The sequence below is a fragment of the Methyloprofundus sp. genome, from assembly GCF_965251085.1.
GTDB lineage: Bacteria > Pseudomonadota > Gammaproteobacteria > Methylococcales > Methylomonadaceae > Methyloprofundus.
Genome location: NZ_OZ252594.1, coordinates 3,283,721 through 3,306,645, shown reverse-complemented (window position 1 = coordinate 3,306,645; position 22,925 = coordinate 3,283,721). Strand labels below are relative to the sequence as shown.

16 protein-coding genes, 1 other RNA gene and 2 pseudogenes are annotated in these 22,925 nt (G+C 41.8%); 8 read left to right on the top strand and 11 right to left on the bottom strand.

The window, feature by feature from the left end:
• The first annotated feature begins 16 nt into the window (after window positions 1-16).
• The gene (gene tnpC / locus ACQY3F_RS15370) at window positions 17-1,651 is read left to right on the top strand and encodes an IS66 family transposase (protein WP_428355813.1); all 1,635 of its coding nucleotides are present in this window, start codon (window positions 17-19) and stop codon (window positions 1,649-1,651) included.
• Window positions 1,652-1,788: 137 nt separating this feature from the next.
• Here tnpC and ACQY3F_RS15365 read toward each other — a convergent pair whose 3' ends face one another.
• From ACQY3F_RS15365 to ACQY3F_RS15345, 5 genes and pseudogenes are all read right to left on the bottom strand, one after another.
• Complete coding sequence (locus ACQY3F_RS15365) at window positions 1,789-2,712, bottom strand: hypothetical protein (RefSeq protein ID WP_428355811.1); 924 nt, start codon at window positions 2,710-2,712, stop codon at window positions 1,789-1,791.
• A gap of 233 nt (window positions 2,713-2,945) precedes the next feature.
• Window positions 2,946-3,968: a sulfotransferase family protein gene (locus tag ACQY3F_RS15360; protein WP_428355810.1), complete on the bottom strand. Its 1,023-nt coding sequence runs from the start codon at window positions 3,966-3,968 to the stop codon at window positions 2,946-2,948.
• A 1,220-nt stretch (window positions 3,969-5,188) separates the two neighbouring features.
• The gene (locus tag ACQY3F_RS15355) at window positions 5,189-6,265 is read right to left on the bottom strand and encodes an IS91 family transposase (RefSeq protein ID WP_428352924.1); all 1,077 of its coding nucleotides are present in this window, start codon (window positions 6,263-6,265) and stop codon (window positions 5,189-5,191) included.
• Window positions 6,262-7,169 (bottom strand): annotated as a pseudogene (locus tag ACQY3F_RS15350) (tyrosine-type recombinase/integrase). Before ACQY3F_RS15350 ends, ACQY3F_RS15355 begins: the two are co-directional and overlap by 4 nt.
• Before the next feature lie 86 nt (window positions 7,170-7,255).
• Window positions 7,256-8,251, bottom strand: a complete 996-nt coding sequence (locus ACQY3F_RS15345) for an alpha/beta hydrolase (protein ID WP_428355809.1) — start codon at window positions 8,249-8,251, stop codon at window positions 7,256-7,258.
• 757 nt (window positions 8,252-9,008) lie between these two features.
• Here ACQY3F_RS15345 and ACQY3F_RS15340 point away from each other — a divergent pair.
• From ACQY3F_RS15340 to ACQY3F_RS15315, 6 genes and pseudogenes are all read left to right on the top strand, one after another.
• Complete coding sequence (locus ACQY3F_RS15340) at window positions 9,009-9,593, top strand: YSC84-related protein (RefSeq protein WP_428355808.1); 585 nt, start codon at window positions 9,009-9,011, stop codon at window positions 9,591-9,593.
• A gap of 342 nt (window positions 9,594-9,935) precedes the next feature.
• Window positions 9,936-10,032, top strand: an RNA gene (ffs, locus tag ACQY3F_RS15335) — signal recognition particle sRNA small type.
• Between the two features lie 34 nt (window positions 10,033-10,066).
• The gene (gene dnaX / locus ACQY3F_RS15330) at window positions 10,067-11,713 is read left to right on the top strand and encodes a DNA polymerase III subunit gamma/tau (protein WP_428355806.1); all 1,647 of its coding nucleotides are present in this window, start codon (window positions 10,067-10,069) and stop codon (window positions 11,711-11,713) included.
• Window positions 11,714-11,715: 2 nt separating this feature from the next.
• Entirely contained in the window at window positions 11,716-12,039 is a 324-nt protein-coding gene (locus tag ACQY3F_RS15325; protein WP_428355804.1) for a YbaB/EbfC family nucleoid-associated protein, read from the top strand.
• 2 nt (window positions 12,040-12,041) lie between these two features.
• Window positions 12,042-12,641, top strand: coding sequence for a recombination mediator RecR (gene recR, locus ACQY3F_RS15320; protein ID WP_428355803.1), 600 nt, complete (start codon window positions 12,042-12,044; stop codon window positions 12,639-12,641).
• Window positions 12,642-12,650: 9 nt separating this feature from the next.
• Window positions 12,651-12,986: pseudogene (locus tag ACQY3F_RS15315) on the top strand (histidine triad nucleotide-binding protein); the annotation flags it as partial.
• Window positions 12,987-13,297: 311 nt separating this feature from the next.
• On the opposite strand, the gene ACQY3F_RS15310 reads toward ACQY3F_RS15315, so the two are convergent.
• The 6 genes from ACQY3F_RS15310 to ACQY3F_RS15285 form a co-directional block, all read right to left on the bottom strand.
• Window positions 13,298-14,044, bottom strand: coding sequence for a hypothetical protein (locus ACQY3F_RS15310; protein ID WP_428355801.1), 747 nt, complete (start codon window positions 14,042-14,044; stop codon window positions 13,298-13,300).
• A gap of 178 nt (window positions 14,045-14,222) precedes the next feature.
• Window positions 14,223-15,959, bottom strand: coding sequence for a SulP family inorganic anion transporter (locus ACQY3F_RS15305; protein WP_428355799.1), 1,737 nt, complete (start codon window positions 15,957-15,959; stop codon window positions 14,223-14,225).
• Window positions 15,960-16,297: 338 nt separating this feature from the next.
• Window positions 16,298-17,551, bottom strand: coding sequence for an FAD-dependent oxidoreductase (locus ACQY3F_RS15300; RefSeq protein WP_428355798.1), 1,254 nt, complete (start codon window positions 17,549-17,551; stop codon window positions 16,298-16,300).
• Window positions 17,552-17,824: 273 nt separating this feature from the next.
• Complete coding sequence (locus ACQY3F_RS15295; RefSeq protein WP_428355796.1) at window positions 17,825-18,916, bottom strand: MBL fold metallo-hydrolase; 1,092 nt, start codon at window positions 18,914-18,916, stop codon at window positions 17,825-17,827.
• A 1,022-nt stretch (window positions 18,917-19,938) separates the two neighbouring features.
• Window positions 19,939-20,820: a ribosome small subunit-dependent GTPase A gene (rsgA, locus tag ACQY3F_RS15290; RefSeq protein WP_428355795.1), complete on the bottom strand. Its 882-nt coding sequence runs from the start codon at window positions 20,818-20,820 to the stop codon at window positions 19,939-19,941.
• An 88-nt stretch (window positions 20,821-20,908) separates the two neighbouring features.
• Entirely contained in the window at window positions 20,909-22,150 is a 1,242-nt protein-coding gene (locus tag ACQY3F_RS15285) for a M48 family metallopeptidase (RefSeq protein WP_428355794.1), read from the bottom strand.
• Between the two features lie 218 nt (window positions 22,151-22,368).
• Between ACQY3F_RS15285 and orn the strand changes: the two genes are divergently transcribed.
• Window positions 22,369-22,914, top strand: coding sequence for an oligoribonuclease (gene orn, locus ACQY3F_RS15280; RefSeq protein WP_428355793.1), 546 nt, complete (start codon window positions 22,369-22,371; stop codon window positions 22,912-22,914).
• The last annotated feature ends 11 nt before the right edge of the window (window positions 22,915-22,925 follow it).

Below are 22,925 nucleotides of genomic sequence, written 5' to 3'. Positions count from 1 at the left end.
ATGCTATAATAAAGCCATGATTTTAGCCGATATTTCAAATATAAAACAACAAGATAAAGCCGGTTCTTTGCTGTCGGAGAGTGTTGCTTTGTTGCTTGAAAAAAAACAGGCTATTGATGAACTGACGCGTGTGATTGAAGTTAAGTCTGGGGTGATTTCCGAACAGAAAAAACGCATCCTTATTCTGGAAGAGGTACTACGCTTATCTAAAATAAAACGCTTTGGATCATCCAGTGAACAATCTCATCAATCCTCTTTGTTTGATGAAGCAGAGAATGAAGCGGATAGCGATGAGGAGCTAGACCTGGAGGCTGATGAAGCACCTGAGGACGAAAAACAAACAAGTTCTACTGGCACCAAGAAAAAGCCGGGACGCAAACCCTTCTCAGATAAGTTACCTCGCGAGCAAATTTTTATTTATTTAACCGATGAAGAAAAAGAAGGTGCTATTGATACTTTCTTTACTAAAGTGAAAGAAGAGCTGGATATTATTCCTGCTAAAGTACGTGTTCTTGAATACATGCAGGAAAAAGCGGTCTTTATCAAACAGATTGAAGGCGAAAAACAACGCCAGGTTAAAGCCGCACAAATGCCCAGACACCCTATTGCCAGAGCAATGGGAAGCATCAGTTTAATGTGCTTTGTTATTATCGCCAAGTATGCTGACGGCTTACCTTTATATCGGCAAGAAGGCATCTTGTCTCGTTATGGGGGTGACATCTCCAGAGCGACATTAGCAAACTGGATGATCGCACTGGCTAAACAACTTCAGCCCCTGATTAACCTGATGCGAGAGCATCAACACACAGGGGCAGTCATACTCGCTGATGAAACGCGGGTTCAGGTATTAAAAGAACCGGGGCGGCCAGCGACCTCAGATAAATATATGTGGGTGACGCTTGGCGGGCCACCGGGTGAAAAAAGCATCCTGTTTGAATACGATCCCTCTCGTAGTGGAGACGTCCCCATGCGCCTGCTTGACGGCTTTAGTGGCTATCTGCAAACCGATGGCTATGCGGGGTACAATGCCGTGTGCCAAAAAAACAGCATCACCCAGCTGGTGTGCTGGGATCATGCGCGTCGTTATTTTAAAGATGCCCAGAATGCACAGCCTAAACGCAAAAAGGGACAAAATAACAAACCCTCAAAAGCAGGTAAAGCGCTGAGCCTGATCAATAAACTGTATGTCATTGAGCGAGAAATTAAAGACCTGTCAGTGGATGAAAAATATCAGCAGCGCCAGGAGAAGAGCATTCCTGTATTGAACCAGCTCAAAGCCTATCTGGAAGAAAACCAGCATAAAGTACCTAAAGATAGCCTGACAGGAAAGGCAATGACTTACCTGAGTAACCAGTGGGAAAAACTCAATGTGTATTGCACCCATGGTGAACTCAATATTAGCAACATCCTGGCAGAAAATGCGATTCGCCCGTTTGTGATAGGGCGCAAAGCCTGGTTATTTTCTGATACCCCTGCGGGTGCTCGTGCCAGTGCAATACATTACAGCCTGATAGAAACAGCTAAAGCAAATGGGCTGGAGCCTTATGCATATCTTAAGCAGGTTCTCACTGCTTTACCTTATGCTGATACGGTTGATAAAGTGGAGGCTTTGTTGCCCTGGAATATTAAAAAATCAGATACGCCTGAATAGGGCAAGTACGTGCTTCGTTGAGCGCTTACAACCGTTGGGGCTTCTGGCACATGAGTCAATTTGCTATCGATTACCGTCGATTCTTAGGTGAATTACCTTTTGAAACACGACAGTCAGCGTAATTTATTAAGTAAAAACTAACCGGCTGGAATGGTTATCAATGGCACCGCGTTAGGTGATTGCGGAGCCTGTAGCATATACAGATAGGTTAACAGGCCAAAAGCCTGTTTACTGGCATGATCAGAATGATCAATATAGAACCAGTAATTCTGATATTCGATAGCGACGAAAGCATTATCAGGTTTCGCATCTGAAGAGTGTATATTTACCGGCACAAATAAATCATTGTTTGCTATTTGAGTGATTGCCGGGTTTTGTTCGACGAACTTATTCTGCATATGCTCTTCTGGTACTTCTACGCCATGTGACAGGAAACCCATTAGCGTTAAAAGAGAGCGTAGCTTGAGAATGACTTCGTCAGGTTTGCGATTTATTTGCCGATCGGTAATACGAAAAACTGAAATATCTGGATCTAGTTGTAAGACCTGCTTAAATTGTGCAATTATTGTTTGCGTTTCAGGGCTAGGGTTTTCTGCAAAAACAAGATAGCGGTTTTTGGCATCTTTACCAATACCACGATAACTTTCGAAGCCATTATGTTTTCCCAGTTTAACAATCAGTCTGACTGCAAGCTCAAATTCCTGCATTTGTTCGATTTGTTGCTGACTTAATACCGGGCCAAAAGCAGTATTATTCAGGTGATTTAAACGTTCGAATCCCATCATCATTAATTCTGCTGCAGGCCAGCCGGATTGGGCTAGAGAGAAAATGGAGGCACTGGGTATCGGGGTGAGCAATTGCTGGGCAAATTCTTCACCGCTTAACGGACTGTAGGAAATGGTGGGGCGATCGATATAGGTCACACCCAAACCGCCACCTGCAGTTCCAGCCGCGCCATTGACATTCGCCGACCCTAAATAAACATATTGTGAAAGCACTGAGCTGACGGATAAGAAAACCGGGACATCCCGGTAGCGTAAGCGTACCAGGTTTAATAGCATTTGTTGATTAGCTGATTGACCGATTGACTGATTATAATCGAAGCGATCGGGTACGATGCGGCCGGTGCCCAGTGATGAGCATGCTGTAAGAACTGTGAGGGTAAATAATGTTAGCAGAAAACGCATCGCTAATTTTCGGGTTTTATTCGTCATGGCTCAATTAAACTCTAAAGTTATGCTCTGGATCCTGCGCAGAAGTACCTAAGGTATTACTAGTCTAAGGCTTACAGGGTTTATTCTAGCTCGTGGTATTTTTCATCGAATGCCTGATCCTCGGCAGACTGATTAGCAATATATTGTTCAATTTCGTCGCTAGTGAAACCATAATCCTCAACGGTATAGACATGAGAGCTTTTATAAGATTTTGCGGCAATGCTGTCTTGCTTCAAGCTAGCCTTATATGTATCACTCATGGCCAAAGAAAAATGCTGGTAGATAGAGTTGACCGTCGCTTCAGGGTCGGAGACCAGGTGGTCATACTGGATATCAACAGCATTTTCAGGTGCAAAATTGAGTCTATGGCTGATAATACCCTGATGGTTAGTACGCACCATTTCTATAATACTCATGCTTTCATATTTTCTTTTGTAACAGGCGGGCGAATGAAATGACCAGGGTTTACTAAAGACGCTTAGAGAAGAGGCAATAGATTTGAAAATATCACTATGAATATAGATAGCGCGCATATCAGGGAAAGCTTCCTGATATAGCCCGAGTCTGCCTCCTGCAACAGCATTTTTTGCTAGAAATATTTGTCCACCCGAAGCATAAACATGGCGTTGAACGGATAAACGAAAATTTTTAATGACTTTCTGGCGTGCTTTTTCAGGGAGATTATCAATTGAATAAATCTCTGCGACTTCATGTAGATAGGGGAAAAAGAGAACAAGGCCAGGCGCTAGAAAAGAACTGACAAATAAAAACTCATCTTCTTCAGAAAATCGCAAACCTGCTTTATGCAGACCATCCCAACCTTTAAAAAAATGATTATCAAGATAATCTACTATGCGACCAATTGGGTCACCGATACTCATATCAACCCGAGTAATAAATGCGACCAGCTTATAGATCGTAATTGAATTAAACAGTGACTGCCACAAGGATAAATAGGTGAATTGCTGATCTTTTTCCAGCATACGATGTAAAAAAGTTGAACCACTGCGCGGGTTGCTTAAAATGAACACCGGTTGTTTAACTTGCTGACGCCAAAAACCAGGAAATAGAATATAGTCCAATGCTTGAAACAGGGTGACCATCAGCCTCAGCAACAGAATTGCCGGAACAATAATAAAGCCAACAAAAAACAAATTTCGGCCGAAAATACCTTGGCGTAAACATGCGCGCCATTAATTTCAGAAAAATTGGCCAATACAGAAAATACAAAGGGAATCCTTGTGGTTTACTGCTCTGACGACTTTATATATCAGAGCAAGTGTTTAAATTGTTTCGTGCATGACCCTTAATTAATATGTGAATGTATAACACAAATAATAAGGTCGATAACTCTCTGTTGCTAATGACGGACAAAAATCCTGCCCAAATATTGGGCGTTTATTTATTTCCAGGTGCCTAAGGAGCGCGCACGAAATAACTTAAGCAACTGGCTTGTCTTTGTATCCGTCTTCTGTGTTGTAGAAACTGTTACGTAGCTGGCTATGCGCCTGTTTCTACGTCCCCGTATCAAGCACGGGGCAGGCTTTGAATACGAATAAAAATCCTGCGCCAGATGCTCAACTTATTCCGTGCTCGTTCCTTAAGTTTAAACCAAGTGTGAATTGTCATTTCATTATAAGCGCTAGCATCATATATAAAAAGCAACAAATGTTACATCAAAAATCCGCAATCTACTTAAAGTTTACGCAAGGGTTTGATTGCTATTGTTTCGGTAAGGTATAAGTATCGTCCGAAATTATCCACATATTGACGTTAGCAGGCTCAAGAGGTCTGCCAAACTCTACACCAGGCGCTGCGCCATACCTTAATAACATGATTAAGTCAGAGCTGACAGCCGGGTTGGTATTAAAATAATTATGCCCGAAATTTTCAGCTCTGCCGCGCATTTCAATGATGCTTAGATTATTAGTGAGTATTTGTGGTTGTGCTGAAGTAAGCGATTTATTCTGGGTGTCTTCAATTTTGTCCCTAATAACGAATAAGGTTAGATTGTGATCGCGAAGCGAGCCACAATCTGAACCGTTTGTTGGACAAGCCCGGCACGATAGTAGGAATTCATTTAATGCGCTCTATGAAAATAGCTTTTTGTTGATCAGCCCGACTGATGAATCGAACCTCTGTTTTTACCTGTTTAACTGAACTTTGAGCGTTGTCCATTGCAGTCAACTCTCAAAGTCCAAGTATCGGAGCAAAATTCTGCCTTAATCTCCGATTTTAGCCCAAGCAACTCCCTCAGCATTTAATCCGCTGATAGCCTGGGTCGAAGTGTTTAAATTTACATAAGCGCTAGTGATTCCAATTGTTAAGTTGGCAAAGGCTGAAACATTATTTCCACCCTGGGTATTTGCCGACGCCCAACAACCATCGCCCCGCCACAACATTTGCAACTGAATGCCGGCCGTACTTTGAGTGCACGCAATATCTTCGTCGGGTCAAACTTTAGCAGGGAGTGAATCAACTTAATAACACCCTTGCTATTCGGATGTAAAAAGCCATAATTGCGCGCACGACGAAAGCCTTTAGGCAAAACATGTTGCAGCACCAGCCACAGAAATTTAGCCCCCGATACCGTTTTGGTTTGATAGCGTTTGGTTTTGCTGTCTTGATAACGGTAGGTTACTTTGCCATTTTGGCAGGATAAGATATCCTGTTCACGAATCACACCACGATACAGGTATCGACCCAGATATATCAATGCTTTATCGCCTGCACCGACAAACTTACAATCGACCACCCATTTTTCCGGAATAGCTGTGGGAAATGGCAACTTTTCTTCGTTCATACGCGCTAGCATCTTTGCACGAAATACTTTTGCTAGTGCTTTATGATGAAACAGGTATTTGCCTTCCTTAGTGCGCCAGAGCTTCTTGATTTTATCCACGATTGCCGCAGGCATAATGACATGAATATGCGGATGATAATTTAATTCGCGTGAGTGTGTATGTAAGACAGCAATCGCCCCGGCATCGCCTTGCAACTGCTTATCATTTTTACTAAAACTCTGTAAAGTCGCCCAGGCACAGTCAAACATCATACTGTAAAGTAACCGCGGATGCTGCCTGGCTAACGACCTTAACTGCGCAGGTAAGGTAAAGGTATTCATAAAATAATCAGCAGGGACTTGTTTTTGTACCTGTCGTTCAATCCATTGTTGACTCTCATGATGTTGACAATGCGGGCAGTTACGCTGGCCACAGGAATGAGGCACAAAGGTTTGATAGTCACAGTCTGCACAGTTAACCTGCATCACAGGACTCAGCTGTGTCCGACAGCTCTTCATGGCATGTAATGCACTGATCTGATTGGAGCGTAAACGAGATTGATACTCGCTTAAAAAGTCAGACTGAAATTGATCAATCACTGCAGCTAGGGTTATCATGAAATCTGCCCCCAGTGAATAGAAAAGTCATTGACTAACTGATTAATGTGCAGCTCTGCATTCTCATCGGTAATATCGGTCAAATGCGTATAGCGAGCCGTGGTTACTAAACTGGTATGGCCCAGAATCTTCTGCAACTCAACTAAATCAACCCCGGCTTCTAACAGGTGAGTGGCGTAACTGTGGCGCAGCGAGTGGCAGGAAATCTTTTTTTTAGTCCCATTTCTTGCGTCACAAGACGGATTGTCTTCTGGATGCCACCGCGATCAAGGGGGGATTCAGCAAGATGTGCACCTTTTAGACCCCGGGCACGGTTGGGAAATACCAGCACTGGATTTTTATGCACAGCCCAAAACTTACGCAACACCTTCAAGGTATTCACAGGCAAAGGCACAAGCCGATCCTTATTGCCTTTGGCATTGCGAATATGTACCCGCATGCGTGTCGCATCAATATCACCTACTTTCAGGCTTAAGCCCTCGCCCAAACGTAAACCTAGACTGTAAATCGTAAAATAAAAAACTCGATAGCTTAGATTACGGGTCGACATAAACAGTTGTTGTGCTTCAACCACAGTGACAATATCGGGTATACGCGTACATCGTGGTGGTTTAATCATTAGCACATCAACCCACGGCTTTTGTAGCACATGTGTATAGAAAAACTTGAGACCATAGAGATCTAGTTTCACGGCACTCCAGGAAAGGCGGCTTAAAAGAGCATGAAAATAATCCACCAGTTGATCTTGCGTTAAGTTATCCAGATGCCCCTGAAAGTGTTCCCCGATACGGCGAATAGCGCGTGAATAAGCGTCAATGGTTTTGGGTTGCAGTCCCTTAAGCTTTAAATGCTTACAGTGCTGGATATAATAATGGTTGAATTTAAGCTCTATCGATGGTGTCATAACAGTGTAACCTCATTATTGTTAGTTGGATGAGCTTACAAGTTACCTGTTATGCATATAACAGGCAATGAGGTTACACTTTAAATTTAAGGGATGCGCTGTTTTTCTCCGCGATAGCGGCTTCGTCCAACAAGATTTCCCAGGCGATTAACGCTACTAAAGAGTATCTGCGAAAGTCTGATGGCTCTATCTCCGGCCGAGGTATAGACACTCAGCTGTTTTATATCGTCGCCAATTCTTTCAGCGATCAAACGTTGCGAAAGCACCTCGGTATCAATATCCGGGGCAACCAGAATTAAATTTTCAATACGATAAACATCACCTGGGTCTTTACCTGCCCCAATAGAGACTAAAAACAGTTCACGCAAAGCAGTTGATATGATGTCTGTACCGCGACTATGAGCCAGAATATGGATTTTCTCAATCCCGGGGTGAGCGGCCAAAGAGCGTAAAAATTGTTTGAGGTGAAAAATCGTAAACTCTCCCGACTCTCTATCATAGGCATAACCAGCGGCTCCCCCTCGGCCAGCGGGCCAGGTGTATAGGATAGGTACCATTTCCCGGGCATTAAAATGCCATAACTCGGCTAAAGCATAAGCCGCATCCGCAAAGGTATTACTTACACCATGCACATAAATCAGTACTTCTTTTCTGGGGGCAATAGCAAGACGTTGTGAAAGTTCGGCGTGAAATTTTTGGTTTAATTCGCGTGCTTCCTGGAGGGTAGCGGGATCTTCAATGATATCGCCATTGCTTTGCTTTATTAAAGGGTAGGGGGTTTCCGGAAAGCGAGCCTGTTCAGTAATAAGGTCAATGCTTAATTCAATTTCCTCTGTTCGTTCAGCAACTTGGCTTTCTGTCACCAGTTTCGTCCAGCTTATTTCAGATGTGGTTTTAATAGTCACATTGCCGTAAGCAAGAGAGCGTGAGCGCTGAAAATTATAATTTAAATTTTCTAATTCATCCCGAAAAGGGTGTCTGTCCGTTACATAGAGTATGTTAAAGCTATTGTTTTGCAGCGGGGCCGGGATTTTTTCAAAACCCGCTGAATGATTATCCGCATAAAGGGAAGGCGTGGGCATTAAATATTTTTTGCTATTGCATGCACAAAGCAAAAGACTGATGAGTACAATAAATAGCTTATTATTGATAGCTAAGAGAAATGGGGTATTTTGCATGGGTACTCCAGATATTAGAGCTATACTCCTTGTGCTAGGGGGGCGGGTATAAGGCACAGTGCGTAAAACACACCCTGTTTACTTCGCGCAGTCGCGACCGAGCGAAGTATATACATCTATCAGCATAGATATAGATACAAGTCTGTCTTTCCACATGAAGTTTATGCAATGCTAGAAATAGGTGCCAGAAATATTTCGTATTCCGAATGCTGCATAAGGGGTTACGTTTAATTTATAAAAATGACGGAAGGTTATTCGAAATTTAGTTAATTGTTCTCGTCGATTCTTAATCCAAAATCCTAGAAAAATCAGTTGAGCGCGAATTTATAGTGCAATATATTGAATTAATATAACACCTTCAAAAAATTTTAGCTTCACTCATAGGTTAAGCGGACATTAGTTGCAAGTGCGGTGGAATCAAGAGCTTGTGCTAGACATCGTGGGCAACTGATTTTTCTAGGATAATATGATTTTTCGAAGATGACTATTTTTCTCATTTGCCTGATATTCTGATTATGAATTGAAAATTCCTTGACACCTATCATCAGAAGTGAAAGTATAAAAGTGTAATTACATTAATACGTGGTATGTTTTTGCTTATGGCGGGGAGTAGCCGTTTATTAATTTAGCTAAGATTAACAATAAACCTAAAGGAAATATAATGAAAATAATAAAAGTGTTATCGTTTACAAAAATTGCATCAACAATTGCCGCTGTTGCTCTTGTTGCAGGTTTAGGTGGTTGTGCATCTGCTCCGCAGAAAAATGCAGGCGATCGTCTGGTGCTGGAAACTAAAGTGGGTGTTGCACTAGATGACTTTTATAAAGAAGCCACTAACGCACGGAAAATTGTAGAAATTTCTCAGGGCGTTCTAGTCTGCCCAACGATTACCAAAGCAGGTTTCGTATTTGGCGGTGAAGGTGGAACCTGTGCTATGCAAATACATGGAAAAACGACAGAATATTATCGCGCAGCTGCCTTTAAAGCAGGTTTGCTAGCAGGTGCTGAGTCGTATTCTTTGTTGGTCGTATTTAATGATTCTGGAGCACTTGCCAAGTTCCGCGAAGGCAATCGCAACTGGCAGGTCGGTGGTAATCTTTCAGTTGTTGTAGCTAAGAAGGGAGCTAGCGGTGGTTTTGACACCAAAACTATGGGCGCCCCTATCTCGGTTTACGTGTATAGCCAGTCAGGATTTATGGGCGATATTTCTGTAGATGGTTCAACCTTTAAAAAGCTAGTAAAGTAACGGGCTCGTAGTTGCAGAGAATTCTCTTTTACGCTGTTCTTTTGGGGGAGTTGTATTGTTTCCAGGCTTTTTTGCCTGCTCCCCCTTTGCAATCATGTGCATCTAATTGAAATTTGCTGATTTTTTGACTATCAACTAGAGCGTCTACATCAGGCGAAATATGTACAGCTACTATTAAATAAAAATTAAAATTGCTGCATAGTTCTAAACGTATTATAAAACCCTGTAAAAAAGGTTTTAGCATCAGACATGATAATTTGAGAATTACGCTTGAACTGTACTCATAAATAACGCATAATACTCGCTCTTCAACGCTAGTGGTTGTCGACATTATGGTTACTGTGTCGGTCCTCTCGCAACGATATTCTGTCAACTCCGCCAGGCCTGGAAGGGAGCAACGGTAGCAGAAGATTCGTGTGCCGAGATGTGGCTGGCATGGTATCCGCCCAATATCTACACTCTTCCACTCTGTCATGAATCATCAGGTTCTCGCCAGAAAATGGCGTCCACATAATTTCACCGAAATCGTTGGTCAGGAGCATGTTAGCCAGTCGCTGATCAATGCATTACAACATGATCGTTTACACCATGCCTATCTATTTACCGGTACTCGCGGTGTAGGCAAAACAACTATCGCCAGAATCCTGGCAAAAGCAATTAACTGTGAAAACCTTCAGGATTTTAATCCCTGTGGGCAATGTGCTGTGTGTCAGGCGCTTGATGAAGGCCGCTTTCTGGATTTAATTGAAGTGGATGCCGCTTCACGTACTAAAGTTGAAGACACCCGCGATTTACTGGATAATGCGCAATATGCTCCGAATTCAGGTAAATATAAAGTGTACCTGATCGATGAAGTACATATGTTGTCTGGACATAGTTTCAATGCTTTGCTTAAAACGCTGGAAGAACCTCCCGAACATGTTAAATTCCTATTAGCCACGACAGACCCGCAAAAAATTCCGGTAACCGTTCTTTCGCGTTGCTTACAATTTAATTTAAAGCGCCTTACCCCTAGCCAGATCAGTGACCAGATGGCTTATATACTAGGTGAAGAAAAAATAGAATTTGAACTAAATGCCTTACGCTTAATTGCGCGTGCTGCTGATGGTAGTATGCGTGACGGCTTAAGCTTACTGGATCAAGCAATTGTTTTTGGAAATAATGCGGTGAGTAGTGAAACGGTTAGTCAGATGCTGGGTACGGTTGCTCAGCAACCCGTAGAAGAAATACTGCGTTGCCTGGCGGAAAAAGATGCGCAAAAGGTCCTGCAAACTGTTGCGCAGATGGCTGAACTGTCACCCGACTATGGCGATGCATTACAGCAAATATTACAGATCTTGCATCGTCTTGCATTAGTTCAGCTTGTACCTTCAGTGGCAGAAACAGAAGATGATGCAGAGGTTTTGCAGCAACTTAGCAAGCTGTTTTCGGCAGAAGAATTACAGTTGTATTATCAGATTGCACTAATGGGTCAAAAAGACCTGGGGCTGGCACCTGAGCCACGATCCGGATTTGAAATGATTATGCTGAGAATGCTGGCTTTTAATCCTCTGTCTAATGATGCTAAAACGCAAACTCAAGTTAAAGTTGCGCCTGTAAATATTCAAAAGCCCGTGGCAAGTCAGGCTCAACCCCGAGTAGCTGAACCTAAGGTCGTTAGCAAGGTCGTTTCTGAGCCAGATAATGCACCCGTTGCGGTAAGCCAACCTCTCGATCCCAGAGATGATTTAGTTTGGCATGATATAGTGGATGCAATGAATTTAATGGGGCTTACGCGTGAATTAGCCAATAATTGTATTTTAGATTCAGTAGATGAGATGCAATGCAAATTGATTTTAGACTCAAAGCAGGCGCAAATACGTAGCTCCCGATCGGAAGAAAAATTACAGACAGCGCTGCAAAAATATTTTAGTAATTCACTTAAACTGGTTATTAAAACCGAGGCAGTTGCAAGTGATACGCCGGCAGTAAAAAACCATAAAGAAAAATTAAATCGACAGCAAGAAGCGGTTGATGCGATAGACAATGATGAAAATATACAGGCATTAAAAAAAAATTTTGATGCTCGCGTAATTCCTGGCTCAATTGAGCCAGTGCAAAATAATAGTGAGGAGAATTAAATATGAAAGGTGCACTTGGTAATATCATGCAGCAGGCTCAGCAGATGCAAGAAGATATGCAAAAAGCACAAGCTGAACTTGAGGCACTAGAAGTCACCGGAGAATCTGGTGGTGGCATGGTCAGCATTTTAATGACGGGAAAAAGAGAAGTGCGTAAAGTATCTATCGATGATGCTTTGGTAGGTGATGACAAGGAAATGCTAGAAGATTTAGTGGCGGCTGCAATCAATGATGCCGTGCATAAAGTAGCTAAACTTAAAAAAGATAAAATGGGGGATATCACATCAGGTATTCCTTTACCGCCAGGGTTTAAAATGCCGTTTTAAATATGCCAAAACAGGAATTGCTGACAGAAGTCATAGATGCTCTATGTTGCATGCCGGGTGTTGGTCCCAAGTCAGCACAACGTATCGCCCTGCATTTATTTCAACGCGATAGAGGTGGCGCCGAAAATCTGGCGAAAACATTACAAACTGCTGTTGATAAGCTAGGGAATTGTGCAAAGTGTCGTACCCTTTGTGAGCATGAGCTGTGTGAGTTGTGTGCCAATTCTGAACGCGACGCAGATTTATTATGCGTAGTAGAAAGCCCGGCAGATGTCTGGTTAATTAATCAGGCTACCGATTTTAAAGGTGTGTTTTTTGTCTTAAATGGGCGTTTATCCCCCTTAGATGGCATAGGTCCTGATGAAATAGGCCTGGATGCATTAGAGCAACAACTAGAAAAGAGTCAGATAAAGGAGCTTATTCTGGCGACAAATTCCACGGTTGAAGGCGAAGCGACAGCCCATTATATTGCGCAGTTAGCCTTACCCTATCAGATTAAAGTCAGCCGCATCGCGCATGGCGTGCCGGTGGGTGGTGAGTTAGAATTTATTGATAGTAGTACTCTGGCTCACGCTTTCAGTGGGCGACGCGATATAGCATAGGAGCAAACAATGACTGATTGTCTATTTTGTAAAATGGTGGCAAAAGAAATTGAACCGGATATCGTCTATGAGGATGAGCAGATACTTGCTTTTAGAGATATACATCCGAAAGCGCCTACGCATATTTTAGTGATACCTAAACAGCATGTTGCGACTTTGAATGATTTAGACGATGAACAACTCGCAGGGCATCTATTACAAACCGTAGCCCAGCTTGCAGCTTCTGAAGGCATAGCCGAAACAGGCTACCGTACAGTAATTAATTGCAATAATGCGGGTGGACAGGAAGTGTATCATTTGCATTTACATTTATTAGGCGGCAGACAAATGAGCTGGCCAGCGGGCTATTTTAGAAGGTATGTTCCACCCCAGATTTCAATCTATTTTGTTCTATATACTTCGTGCGGTCACGGATGCGGATTTCTAGCGGCTGAGTTTTTGCCACTAGCTACGTTGCTGAAACCGTTACGTAGCTAGCTATATGCAAGTTTCAGCGTCCCCGTATCAAGTACGGGGCAGGCCTTGTTATCGACAAAAATCAGCTCACTATACAATCGCATCCCTTAATAATATTGCAAAGCTATGTCTTATTTTGTAGCTCTCTTAGACCCCGTATTTTGAAAACAAACAAATTTCTACAATTGGCCCTTAGGCAGTTAATTGGCAGGGCTTGCATTTTGTAATTTAAAAACAAAATTTCCTTGATCTTTGAGAGTCGCACGATAAAAATCACCTTTATAGCCCACTTTAGGGATAAAAAGCTCTCCATTTTCATCATTGTATGAAGCAGACATAGTATCTGAAATTCGTAAACCAGTTAATGGATGGCTTTGGGTAAAAATATCCTCCCGAGTTTTTTCAATTGTTTCGCCAAGACCAAAAAATCCAGTAGTTACACTGTTTTCATGGAGGACTATGAATATTCCTGAAAAAAGATCTTGAGCAATATTGGAAAAACATAAATAAACAATAGTGTCACTTTCGGTGATCACATCGCCACAAATCAAATCAAACCCATTGCCCGCTTGATCTGGAAAATACTTACCAATGGGTAGCACCGTGCCATCACTAGTTGTTGTAGTATCGTTAATTTCGATCTTGTCAGTATGTCTCGTGTCGTCGTAAGTGTAGGACAGCAGCCAGGTCCCCGCCAATTCTTTAAAATCCTGAATATTTCTAGGTGTTCTATGGTTTACAGGTGGAAGCCCAGTATCCATTTCTACATATAAGGTGTTTTCGCTTAAATTATTAACTAGGGTTGCTAAAGATTCGGAGTTAATACCTTCCGTTAAGAGCTGGTTTTCTGAGGTTTCATTTGCATACCCAAGATTAGCTAAAGTTATAAGGCAAGAAGCTAAAAGTAATTTTAGGAGTTTGCTATGCCAAGTATTTAAGTCTTTCATTTAATTTCCCAAGTAATCAAGCTAGAAGTGATAGTTGTTATCGGTGTCTATTGCTTTCAAATATACCGAGTATTCATTTAAATAACAATAGCTTATTTTTAGTGAAGTTTAGAGCATTACCCTACAAAATTTTATCTATCATTACTTCTTGTTTTCTAATTCATTTAAATGGAAATAACTACTTTTTATCTGTAAGCTGCTCAACAGCCATAATAGTTTGAAAAAACACTTTTCCTGGACTTAATTGCTCTAGAAAAGTGGTTTGCTTCAACTTATCAAGCACTGGGCCTTTGACTTCTGCTAAATGTAGCGATATTTGCTGGTTTTTTAACGAGTTGATTAAGTTTTCCAGTGCTTCAAAAGCAGTACGGTCTATATAACTCACTGAAGAAAAAATCAGCACAATATGCTTTAATTCAGCATTGTTAATAGTTTCGTCTTCTATAAAATCAATAATATAACTGACATTGGCAAAGCTTATATTTTCATCAATTCTAATTAACAGCAGATTTTTCCAGGTTTCTACCTGATGGCGTTTTATATTTCTAAAGTGATCTGTTTCCTTTATGCGACCTACGACTGCGATATGGGGGCGGCTGGTACGTCGTAAATAACTTAATATAGTTATAACGACACCCAAGGCAATACCTTCTTCTATGCCTAGTGCGAGTACGCCAAGCAAGGTGATTAATTCAGCAAATCCATCGCCCTGATCGTATTTCCATGTGCTAATTATTTCACGTATTTTTATCAAAGGGAAAATTGCGATAAGGATAACGGCGGCTAAAGCCGCTTTAGGAAGGTAAGTGAATTGCTCGGTAAAAAAGATAACTGCAATGCTGAGTAATGCCACGGCTATTAGCATGGCCATTTGTGTGCGAGCTCCGGCCGTGAAATTAACCATAGTGCGACTAAATCCTCCGGCAACCGACATACCGCCGGAAAATGCTGTTGCCAGATTGGCGACTCCTAGAGCAATGAGCTCCTGATTGGGATTGATTTTCTGGTTTCTTAAATTGGCGGTGACTTTGGCAATAGCCACACTCTCCACATAGGCAATAAGGGCGATAAAAGTAGCGCCGGGTAATAAAGCTTGCCACTGAGTTGCATTGCTGAAAAAAGCAAAACTAATGTCTGGCAAACCAGGCTGAATTTCACCGACGATAGCGACGTTCTGCAGGTCAGATAATTGATAGACAATCACTAGTATAGTGGTAATGATAACGGCTAATAAAGGCGCGCATTTACTCAGGCCGATAATTATATTAGTTTTAACGTTAAAGCGTTTCAGTAGTGTTGCTAAAGGTGAGCCGAATGAGAGCAGTAGTAAAATACTAAACAGGCTTAGCCCCAGTGTGTAATGGTTGATGTGTTGCAGATATTCGTTATAGCAGGATAGGGTTAAACCACACTGGTTTTTTGCTAAACCAAGTAAGTGTGGAATCTGGCTTAAGACGATTAATATAGCTGCGCCACTGGTGAAGCCTGTTAGTACTGGATGACTAATAAAATTGACTAATCCCCCCATGCGCAACATCGCCATAAACAACAAAATAAAGCCACCCTCCGCTGCTAGAATAATGGCATTTTCTACTGGGCTGCCAAGTTCTATTATTTCGGGAGCCGCTAAAACACTGGCAATCATAATAGCTGCGATAGACACAGGGCCCACCGATAAGGTCCTACTGCTGCCTAATAAGGCATAAATAAGCGGAGGTAAAATGCTGGCATATAAACCGACTTGTGCAGGAAGCCCCGCCAGCATGGCATAGGCTATGCCCTGAGGAACCAATAAAATAGCGGTAATAATACCTGCAAAAATATCACCATTCAGGTCTTCACGGGTGTAATTTTTTAACCAGATTGAGATAGGGAAGTAGCTGTTAAGCCAGTTGCTAGTTTGCTGGTTTGCCATGAAACTAAATAGAATATTTTGCGGTTAAGAGTGAAAATGCATAACTCATGGAGTGGGTTATTTGATGAGTTTTATGCACAGACAAGGGGGGTGCGGGAAATTAACCGGAAGCGGGGGCTAATGACCCCACTTCCAGATTGACTTTGTTATTAGGCGCCTGGAAACACACATCATCTAAATTTGCTGGTCTTTTTGTCCATCATTAGCACTGTAGAAATAGTTTCGTAGCCAGCTATGCGCCTATTGCTACTGCACTAATGACAAACAAAAATCCTGCCCAAATATCGGACGCTTATTTATTTCCAGGTGCCTTAGCCTCAAACAAAGAAGAAGTCCAGTTAGTCTTCTTTGGTTAACTTTTCCACATAAGACGCTTTGTGAGGAATATCAAAACGAATCCCTTTAATCATGATATGCCAATACAACCATGGAAACCCGAATGTTTTACCAAACCACCATAGGCGGCTATTGGTTCTAGGGTCAAAAAACGGGAAGGAAGGCGTTACTTTACCAGCATAGGCAAATTCAGCTAGCATAACCGTATTTAATGAAGTGGTTAATGGGCAAGAACCATAACCATCATAGCCTTCAACCAGTTCTTGACTCCCTAGCAACTTGAGAATGTTATCAACGACCACAGGAACCTGCTTTCTGACAGCAGCAGCGGTTTTAGCATTAGGTGTAGAAGTCGCATCGCCCAGGCCAAAAATATTACTGAATTTATTATGCTGCAAAGTACCCGGGTGTACATCGACCCAACCGCCTTCGTTTGCCAGGGGACTAGTCTTGATAAAGTCAGGCGCACTTTGTGGCGGGGTAACATGAATCATATCAAATTCTTTGGTTACCGTAGTCTGATTACCATCGGCATCAGTTGCAGCAAAGGTGGCTGTTTTAGTTTCGCCGTCTATAGCGACTAAATTATGATTAAAGTGCGTGGTAATACCGTAATCTTTAATAACCAGGCTCAGTGCTTTGGCAAAGAAAGGTACACCGAACATGCCTGGGCCAGCATTTAGAAATTCCACATTAACTTTATCGGCTATGCCTTTTTTGCGGAAGCGGTCAGCTGCCAGATACATGATTTTTTGTGGCGCACCGGCACATTTAATCGGCATCGGTGGTTGAGTAAATAAGGCGTTGCCCGATTCTATTTTTTGCAAAACTTCCCAGGTATATTCAACTGTATCTGCAGAATAATTACTGCAAACACCATTCTTGCCTAATGTTTCAACTAAACCGTCTATTTTATTAAAATCCAGTTGCAGACCCGGGCAGACCACTAAAAAGTCATAACTGACAACATCACCAGATCTTAAGGTGATTTTATTTTCATCAGGCTGAAAGCTCTCGGCAAAATCTTTAATCCAGTTGACACTTGAATGTATTAGATCCGCTTCATTCTTAGTGGCTCTTTTTAGCGTATAAGCGCCACCGCCAATTATAGTAAAGCCGGGTTGATAATAATGTTTTTCAGAAGGTTCGATCAGGGCAATATCAATGGTCGCATTTTGCCGACGCATATTATTTGCTACAGAAACACCTGCAGCCCCTCCGCCAACAATAAGAATAGAATGGTGTAGTTCAGACATAGTTCCTCGCTTTATATTATGTTAATTATTATTATTTTTTGTAGGGTAATGATTTACAAAACTTTACCTGATTACCCATAACTATCAGCCATTCTCCGTCATTCCTGCAAGCTTTTAGCAGGAATCTCGTAGGTTTAGTACAGATTCCCGATAAAAGACTTCGGGAATGACGAGGTTTTTAACATGCTAATTTTCTAGGTTTATTCTACCGTAGCTGAGAGTTGTACGTAATCAGGAAACTTTATTAAAGAATTGCTGACTCAATAATACTCTTTAAATTTGTTGTTTCCAAGCTTCATAACCGCCGGCAACAGAAAGCACATTGGTGTAACCCATATTTTGCAGGGTGTTAGCCGAAAGAGCTGAGCGTTTACCACTGGCACAATAAACGATGACTGCAGCAGATTTATCTTCAAGTTGTGCTACCGTATTGATTTTAAATTCCAGTAGCCCGCGCGGTAGCAGGATGGCATTATCAATATGCCCGGCATTAAATTCGTTCTCTTCTCTTACATCTACGATAGTTATTGAGTTATTAGCTATTAGGTCATTGGCTTTATGCGGATCAATTTCGGTAATGTTTTGTTTAATCTGCTTAATCAGCTCGTCCATGCTTGAAGTCTGGCGCTTTGGATCCGAACCTTCAATCCGGTGTTCTGCTGCTTGATTGGCAAGCTCTTCATCTATTCCGCAATAGCGATTCGCAGGCACAGCCATATCAATCAACTTAGGCGTAGGCAAGTTCAGGTTAGTCATAATATCCAGAAATTCTTTTTTAGTTTTTCCCGCGATGCGTGAATTGGCAGTGCGTTCCTGAGCTATATTACTAATCCAGCGGCCTTTATAATCATGTCCTGGATAAACGATGGTATCGTCTGGCAGGGTGAATAAGCGTTGTGTGATGCTATCGTATTGCGCTTCAGCACTACCGCCTTGAAAATCAGTACGCCCGCAACCATCAATAAATAAAGTATCACCGGTAAAAATCCGGTCGCGCCATAAAAAAGACGTGCTACCAGGTGTATGCCCTGGCGTAGCGATTACTTTAATAGATTCACCTGCACCGAATTCAAACACATCGCCATCCTGAATTTGAATATCTGCAGTAGGAGCACCACAAAGCGAACTTACGGCTGTTTGCGCACCTAGTTTTTGTCTTAACATGCCGCTTGCGGTGACATGATCAGCGTGTACATGAGTTTCCAGTGAGTACTTTAGAGTTAGCTCATTTTCTTGTAATAAGTTGATATATTCGTCTAAATGCGTATCCACCGGATCAATTAAAACGGCCTCTTTGGTCTCAGGGTCAGCAATCAAATAAGTGTAAGTGCAACTGTCTTTATCGAATAGTTGTTTAAACAACATGGGAATAACTCCTGATGTAAAGGGTGGGGGTATTATACTTTGCACGGCCACGGCCACGGTTTTTTGGCGGCCCATTTTTGCCGATAGCTGCGTTGCTGAAACAGTTACGTAGGATGGGTAGAGCGTCTTTTTGCGAAACCCATCATTTCACTTATGTGCCTGTTTCAGCGCTTTGCTCTCGACTAAAATCAACTCGCTATAAAATCCGCAATCTTCACCAAGCGAAGTATAATCAAAAATAATAATTTGAAATAATAAAGCTTATAATATAATAAAATACTAATATATGTAAATACTTTGTTGCTTTTATTTTCCATTCGTAAGGTTAAAACCTTCGCCTTTCAGGCGAACAGATTTATCTCAAATATGACAATAATGTTTAGATGTATCCATTGTCAAAATGGCAGAAAATCAGATGTAAGTTAAGGAGGAGGCACCTCATGAAGCAGAGTTTGATTAATTGGGGCGCGCTGGCTTTAGCCTGCTTTTTTACAAAGCATTGCAGGCTGTAAAGCCAGCGCGCCAAAATAACAGGGCTACTCGCCCTGTATCCTGACTTTCAGTCACCAATCTCTCTAACCCACCCGTCTTTTAGCGGGTGGTTGTTTAGTTTATATTCTTTAATTATAGGCAGCAAAATATAAGGTTTCCTGATTACGTATAACCCTCAGCTATACTTCGTCATTCCTGCATGCTTTAAGCAGGAATCTAGTCGGATAAGCATAGATTCCCGATATAAGACTTCGGGAATGACGAGGTTTTTAACATACTGGTGTTTCAAGCTTTATTCTACTATGGCTGAGAGTTGTACGTAATCAGGTAAGATTTTGCCGAAGAAAGGTGTGCGTTCTAGGTAGAAGGGAAAGGTTATCTTCGCGAGAATGGTTTATGGCGTGGGCTAGCAACCAATGAATCAGAAAATTAATAATGGGTACTTCTATATCTTATAGAAATTGTTTAGGCCTTTTTAATTCAGGAGTTCTAAGTTGGCACCAGTAGAGCTTACTCGTTGAATAAAAAAATTAATCTGTAGGCATTTTCTCGCGCAATTTTAAAAAACGCTGATATCGGGACAGTGAAATAGTACCCTTTTCAACTGCTTCCCGTACCGCACAGCCTTTATCTTGCAAATGCCTGCAATTATTGAATTTGCAGTGCTCTATAAAGGGTTGGAATTCTCTATACCCATGGGCTAGTTGATTTTCTGATAGCCCTGCCAAACCAAAGATAGCAACACCTGGGCTGTCGATTAGATCTCCGCCTTTGGGTAAATGATAAAGCGTAGCTGCGGTTGTGGTATGCCTGCCATGTTTGGTAATAGCAGAGACGGTATTGGTTTTAAGCTCCTTATCCGGGATAAGAGCATTAGTTAAAGATGATTTACCTACGCCTGATTGCCCAGAAAAAATACTAATTTTATTGCTTAACTCTTGTTGTAGCTCGTCTATTCCCAGATTGTTTTTGGCGCTTACGCGAAACAAAGGGTAGCCAAGGTTTTGATAGCAAACGAGTTCCTGTTCTATATTTTCAATAATCGCTAAATCCGATTTATTGTAGATTAACAGGGCATTGATATTCCGGTTTTCACAAATAGCCAGGTACTGGTCTATTAATAAAAAATCACAATAAGGTTCGTTGGCAAAGACGACAAAAATCTGATCAATATTCGCAGCAACTGGGCGAGTCTTTGAGCCTTTACTAGGCCTTTCTAGTAAGGAGTTGCGCGGTAAAACCTCTTCAATACGGCCCTGGCCTTTTGCGACGATAGTCATTTTAACTTGATCGCCTGCAGCAACAGTCTCTAATTTACGCCTCGTCTGGCAAAGGATTATATTGCCATCAACTTCAACAGCAACACCCTTACCTAAGTGTGATATGACGAGTCCTGATTGCAACTCTGTCATAAAAGACATGCTAATAATAGGACTGTATGACAGAGAGCATAGCAAGCACAAGTAGACATATGTGCCATCTGTGGATTAATCAGTAGCATTATAATTTTGGCTCCAGATGTGCAATGCGGATAGCAGCAGGAGGGTGACTATAATGGAAGGCAGAAAATAAAGGGTCTGGTGTTAAAGTACTGGCATTTTCTTTATACAACTTTACCAAGCCACTGATTAGTTTACTTGCCTGAGCATGCTCGGCAGCGAAGTCGTCAGCTTCAAATTCAAACTTACGCTGGAAAAATGCGCTGATAGGCGTCATAAACGTAGTGAAAGCAGGTGAAACTAGCATAAACAGTAATAAGGCCGCTGCATTTGAAGGTACATCAACGCCTAATCCAGTGAAGAACCAGTTTTCGGTTATCAGCCAGCCTAATATTGCTAGACTAATTAAACTCATTATCGAGCTTGCGACCAGCATCTTAATGACGTGCTTGCGCTTAAAATGGCCTAATTCATGCGCTAATACTGCTTCCATCTCATCGTCATCCAGAGATTCTGCAAGAGTATCAAAAAAGACGATGCGTTTATTATTACCCATGCCTGTAAAGTAGGCGTTACCGTGGCCTGAGCGTTTTGAACCATCCATAATGAAGATACCGTTGCTGCTGAATCCGCAACGCTCTAATAGCTGATTAATACGGTCTTTTAAAGTACCATCTTCAAGTGGGGTGAATTTATTAAATAATGGCGCGATAAGTGTAGGGTAGAGCCAGCTTAACAACAACGAAAAACTGATCAAAATGGCCCAGGTCCAGACCCACCAGCTACTTCCAAGCGCTTGCATAACCCATAGTATAAGAGCCAATAAAGGGAGCCCTATTAAGGCAACCAGTGCCAATTGCATGACTTGGTCTTTAATAAACTGGCTTACGGTGCTTTTATTAAAGCCAAACTTTTCTTCGATAACAAAGGTGAGATAAAGACTGGTAGGTATTTCAAACAGAGACATAATCAGGAAAACTGAGCCTAATGATGCAATGCCTGTCATGATCTGGGAAAACTCGAAGCCAGCCCAGAAGTTGAATATCAGGCTGATGCCTCCACCCAGTGTTAATACTAATAAGAAGATTAGACCAACAATGCTGTCTATATCACCTAGCTTACCTTTTGCTATCGTGTAATCAGCGGCTTTTTGATGCGCTTCCAGAGTAATAGACTCAGTAAAAGCGGCAGGAACTTCTGTTCGGTGTTTAAGTACGTAGGCTGATTGGCGTCTAGATAGCCAGAATTGCACGGCATAGGACAATGCCAATGCGATTAAAAAAATATAAGTAAAAGTATTCATTGCTAGTATTTTTGATAAATAAGTGGGGGATTATTAAAAATAACCTTATTTTCTAGAGATAAAGATGTATTTTAAATTATTATAGATATTTTTGTTAAAATTCCTGATTTTTGGTGTAATGCAGTATCGGTTAGAGCTTCACCGTGCTGGACTATGGCTATACATATAAGCCAGTGCTACAATTCAGCGCATATTATATTGAACTCTTTGGACAACAAATGTCACAACAGCAAGAAAACCTAGTCTGGCTAGACCTAGAAATGACGGGACTGAACCCGGATACCGACCGGATTATTGAGGTTGCTACCATAGTGACCGATAAGCATTTAAATGTTCTGGCAACAGGACCCGTAATCGCGGTGCATCAAAGTGATGAGGTGCTTGCTGGTATGGATGACTGGAATCAAGAACATCATGGCAAATCTGGCTTAATTACGCGTGTAAAAGCTTCAAGCCTGAGCGAACAAGAGACGATGCAACAGACACTGGGATTTATACAGCAGTGGGTGGGTGCGGGTGAATCACCCATGTGTGGTAATAGTATTGGTCAGGACAGACGTTTTTTATATCGCTATATGCCTGAACTTGAACAGTATTTTCATTATCGCAATATAGATGTTTCTACTATTAAAGAATTAGCGCGGCGTTGGGCGCCTGCTATTTTTGATGGTGTGCAGAAAAAAGAAACTCACCAGGCACTGGATGATGTGCTTGAATCCATAGAAGAGTTAAAGCATTATCGTGAGCATTTTATTAAAATCTAGCACGGGTTAAT

Coding starts and splice junctions, on each gene's coding strand:
- ACQY3F_RS15360 (WP_428355810.1), bottom strand. CDS start 3,968: ATGGTCACCCTGTTTCAAGCATTGGACTATATTCTATTTCCTGGTTTT.
- ACQY3F_RS15300 (WP_428355798.1), bottom strand. CDS start 17,551: ATGTCTGAACTACACCATTCTATTCTTATTGTTGGCGGAGGGGCTGCA.
- ACQY3F_RS15345 (WP_428355809.1), bottom strand. CDS start 8,251: ATGCCCACGCCTTCCCTTTATGCGGATAATCATTCAGCGGGTTTTGAA.
- dnaX (WP_428355806.1), top strand. CDS start 10,067: ATGAATCATCAGGTTCTCGCCAGAAAATGGCGTCCACATAATTTCACC.
- ACQY3F_RS15285 (WP_428355794.1), bottom strand. CDS start 22,150: ATGAATACTTTTACTTATATTTTTTTAATCGCATTGGCATTGTCCTAT.
- ACQY3F_RS15340 (WP_428355808.1), top strand. CDS start 9,009: ATGAAAATAATAAAAGTGTTATCGTTTACAAAAATTGCATCAACAATT.
- ACQY3F_RS15295 (WP_428355796.1), bottom strand. CDS start 18,916: ATGTTGTTTAAACAACTATTCGATAAAGACAGTTGCACTTACACTTAT.
- rsgA (WP_428355795.1), bottom strand. CDS start 20,820: ATGACAGAGTTGCAATCAGGACTCGTCATATCACACTTAGGTAAGGGT.
- ACQY3F_RS15365 (WP_428355811.1), bottom strand. CDS start 2,712: ATGCTATTAAACCTGGTACGCTTACGCTACCGGGATGTCCCGGTTTTC.
- ACQY3F_RS15310 (WP_428355801.1), bottom strand. CDS start 14,044: ATGAAAGACTTAAATACTTGGCATAGCAAACTCCTAAAATTACTTTTA.
- ACQY3F_RS15355 (WP_428352924.1), bottom strand. CDS start 6,265: ATGATAACCCTAGCTGCAGTGATTGATCAATTTCAGTCTGACTTTTTA.
- recR (WP_428355803.1), top strand. CDS start 12,042: ATGCCAAAACAGGAATTGCTGACAGAAGTCATAGATGCTCTATGTTGC.
- orn (WP_428355793.1), top strand. CDS start 22,369: ATGTCACAACAGCAAGAAAACCTAGTCTGGCTAGACCTAGAAATGACG.
- tnpC (WP_428355813.1), top strand. CDS start 17: ATGATTTTAGCCGATATTTCAAATATAAAACAACAAGATAAAGCCGGT.
- ACQY3F_RS15305 (WP_428355799.1), bottom strand. CDS start 15,959: ATGGCAAACCAGCAAACTAGCAACTGGCTTAACAGCTACTTCCCTATC.
- ACQY3F_RS15325 (WP_428355804.1), top strand. CDS start 11,716: ATGAAAGGTGCACTTGGTAATATCATGCAGCAGGCTCAGCAGATGCAA.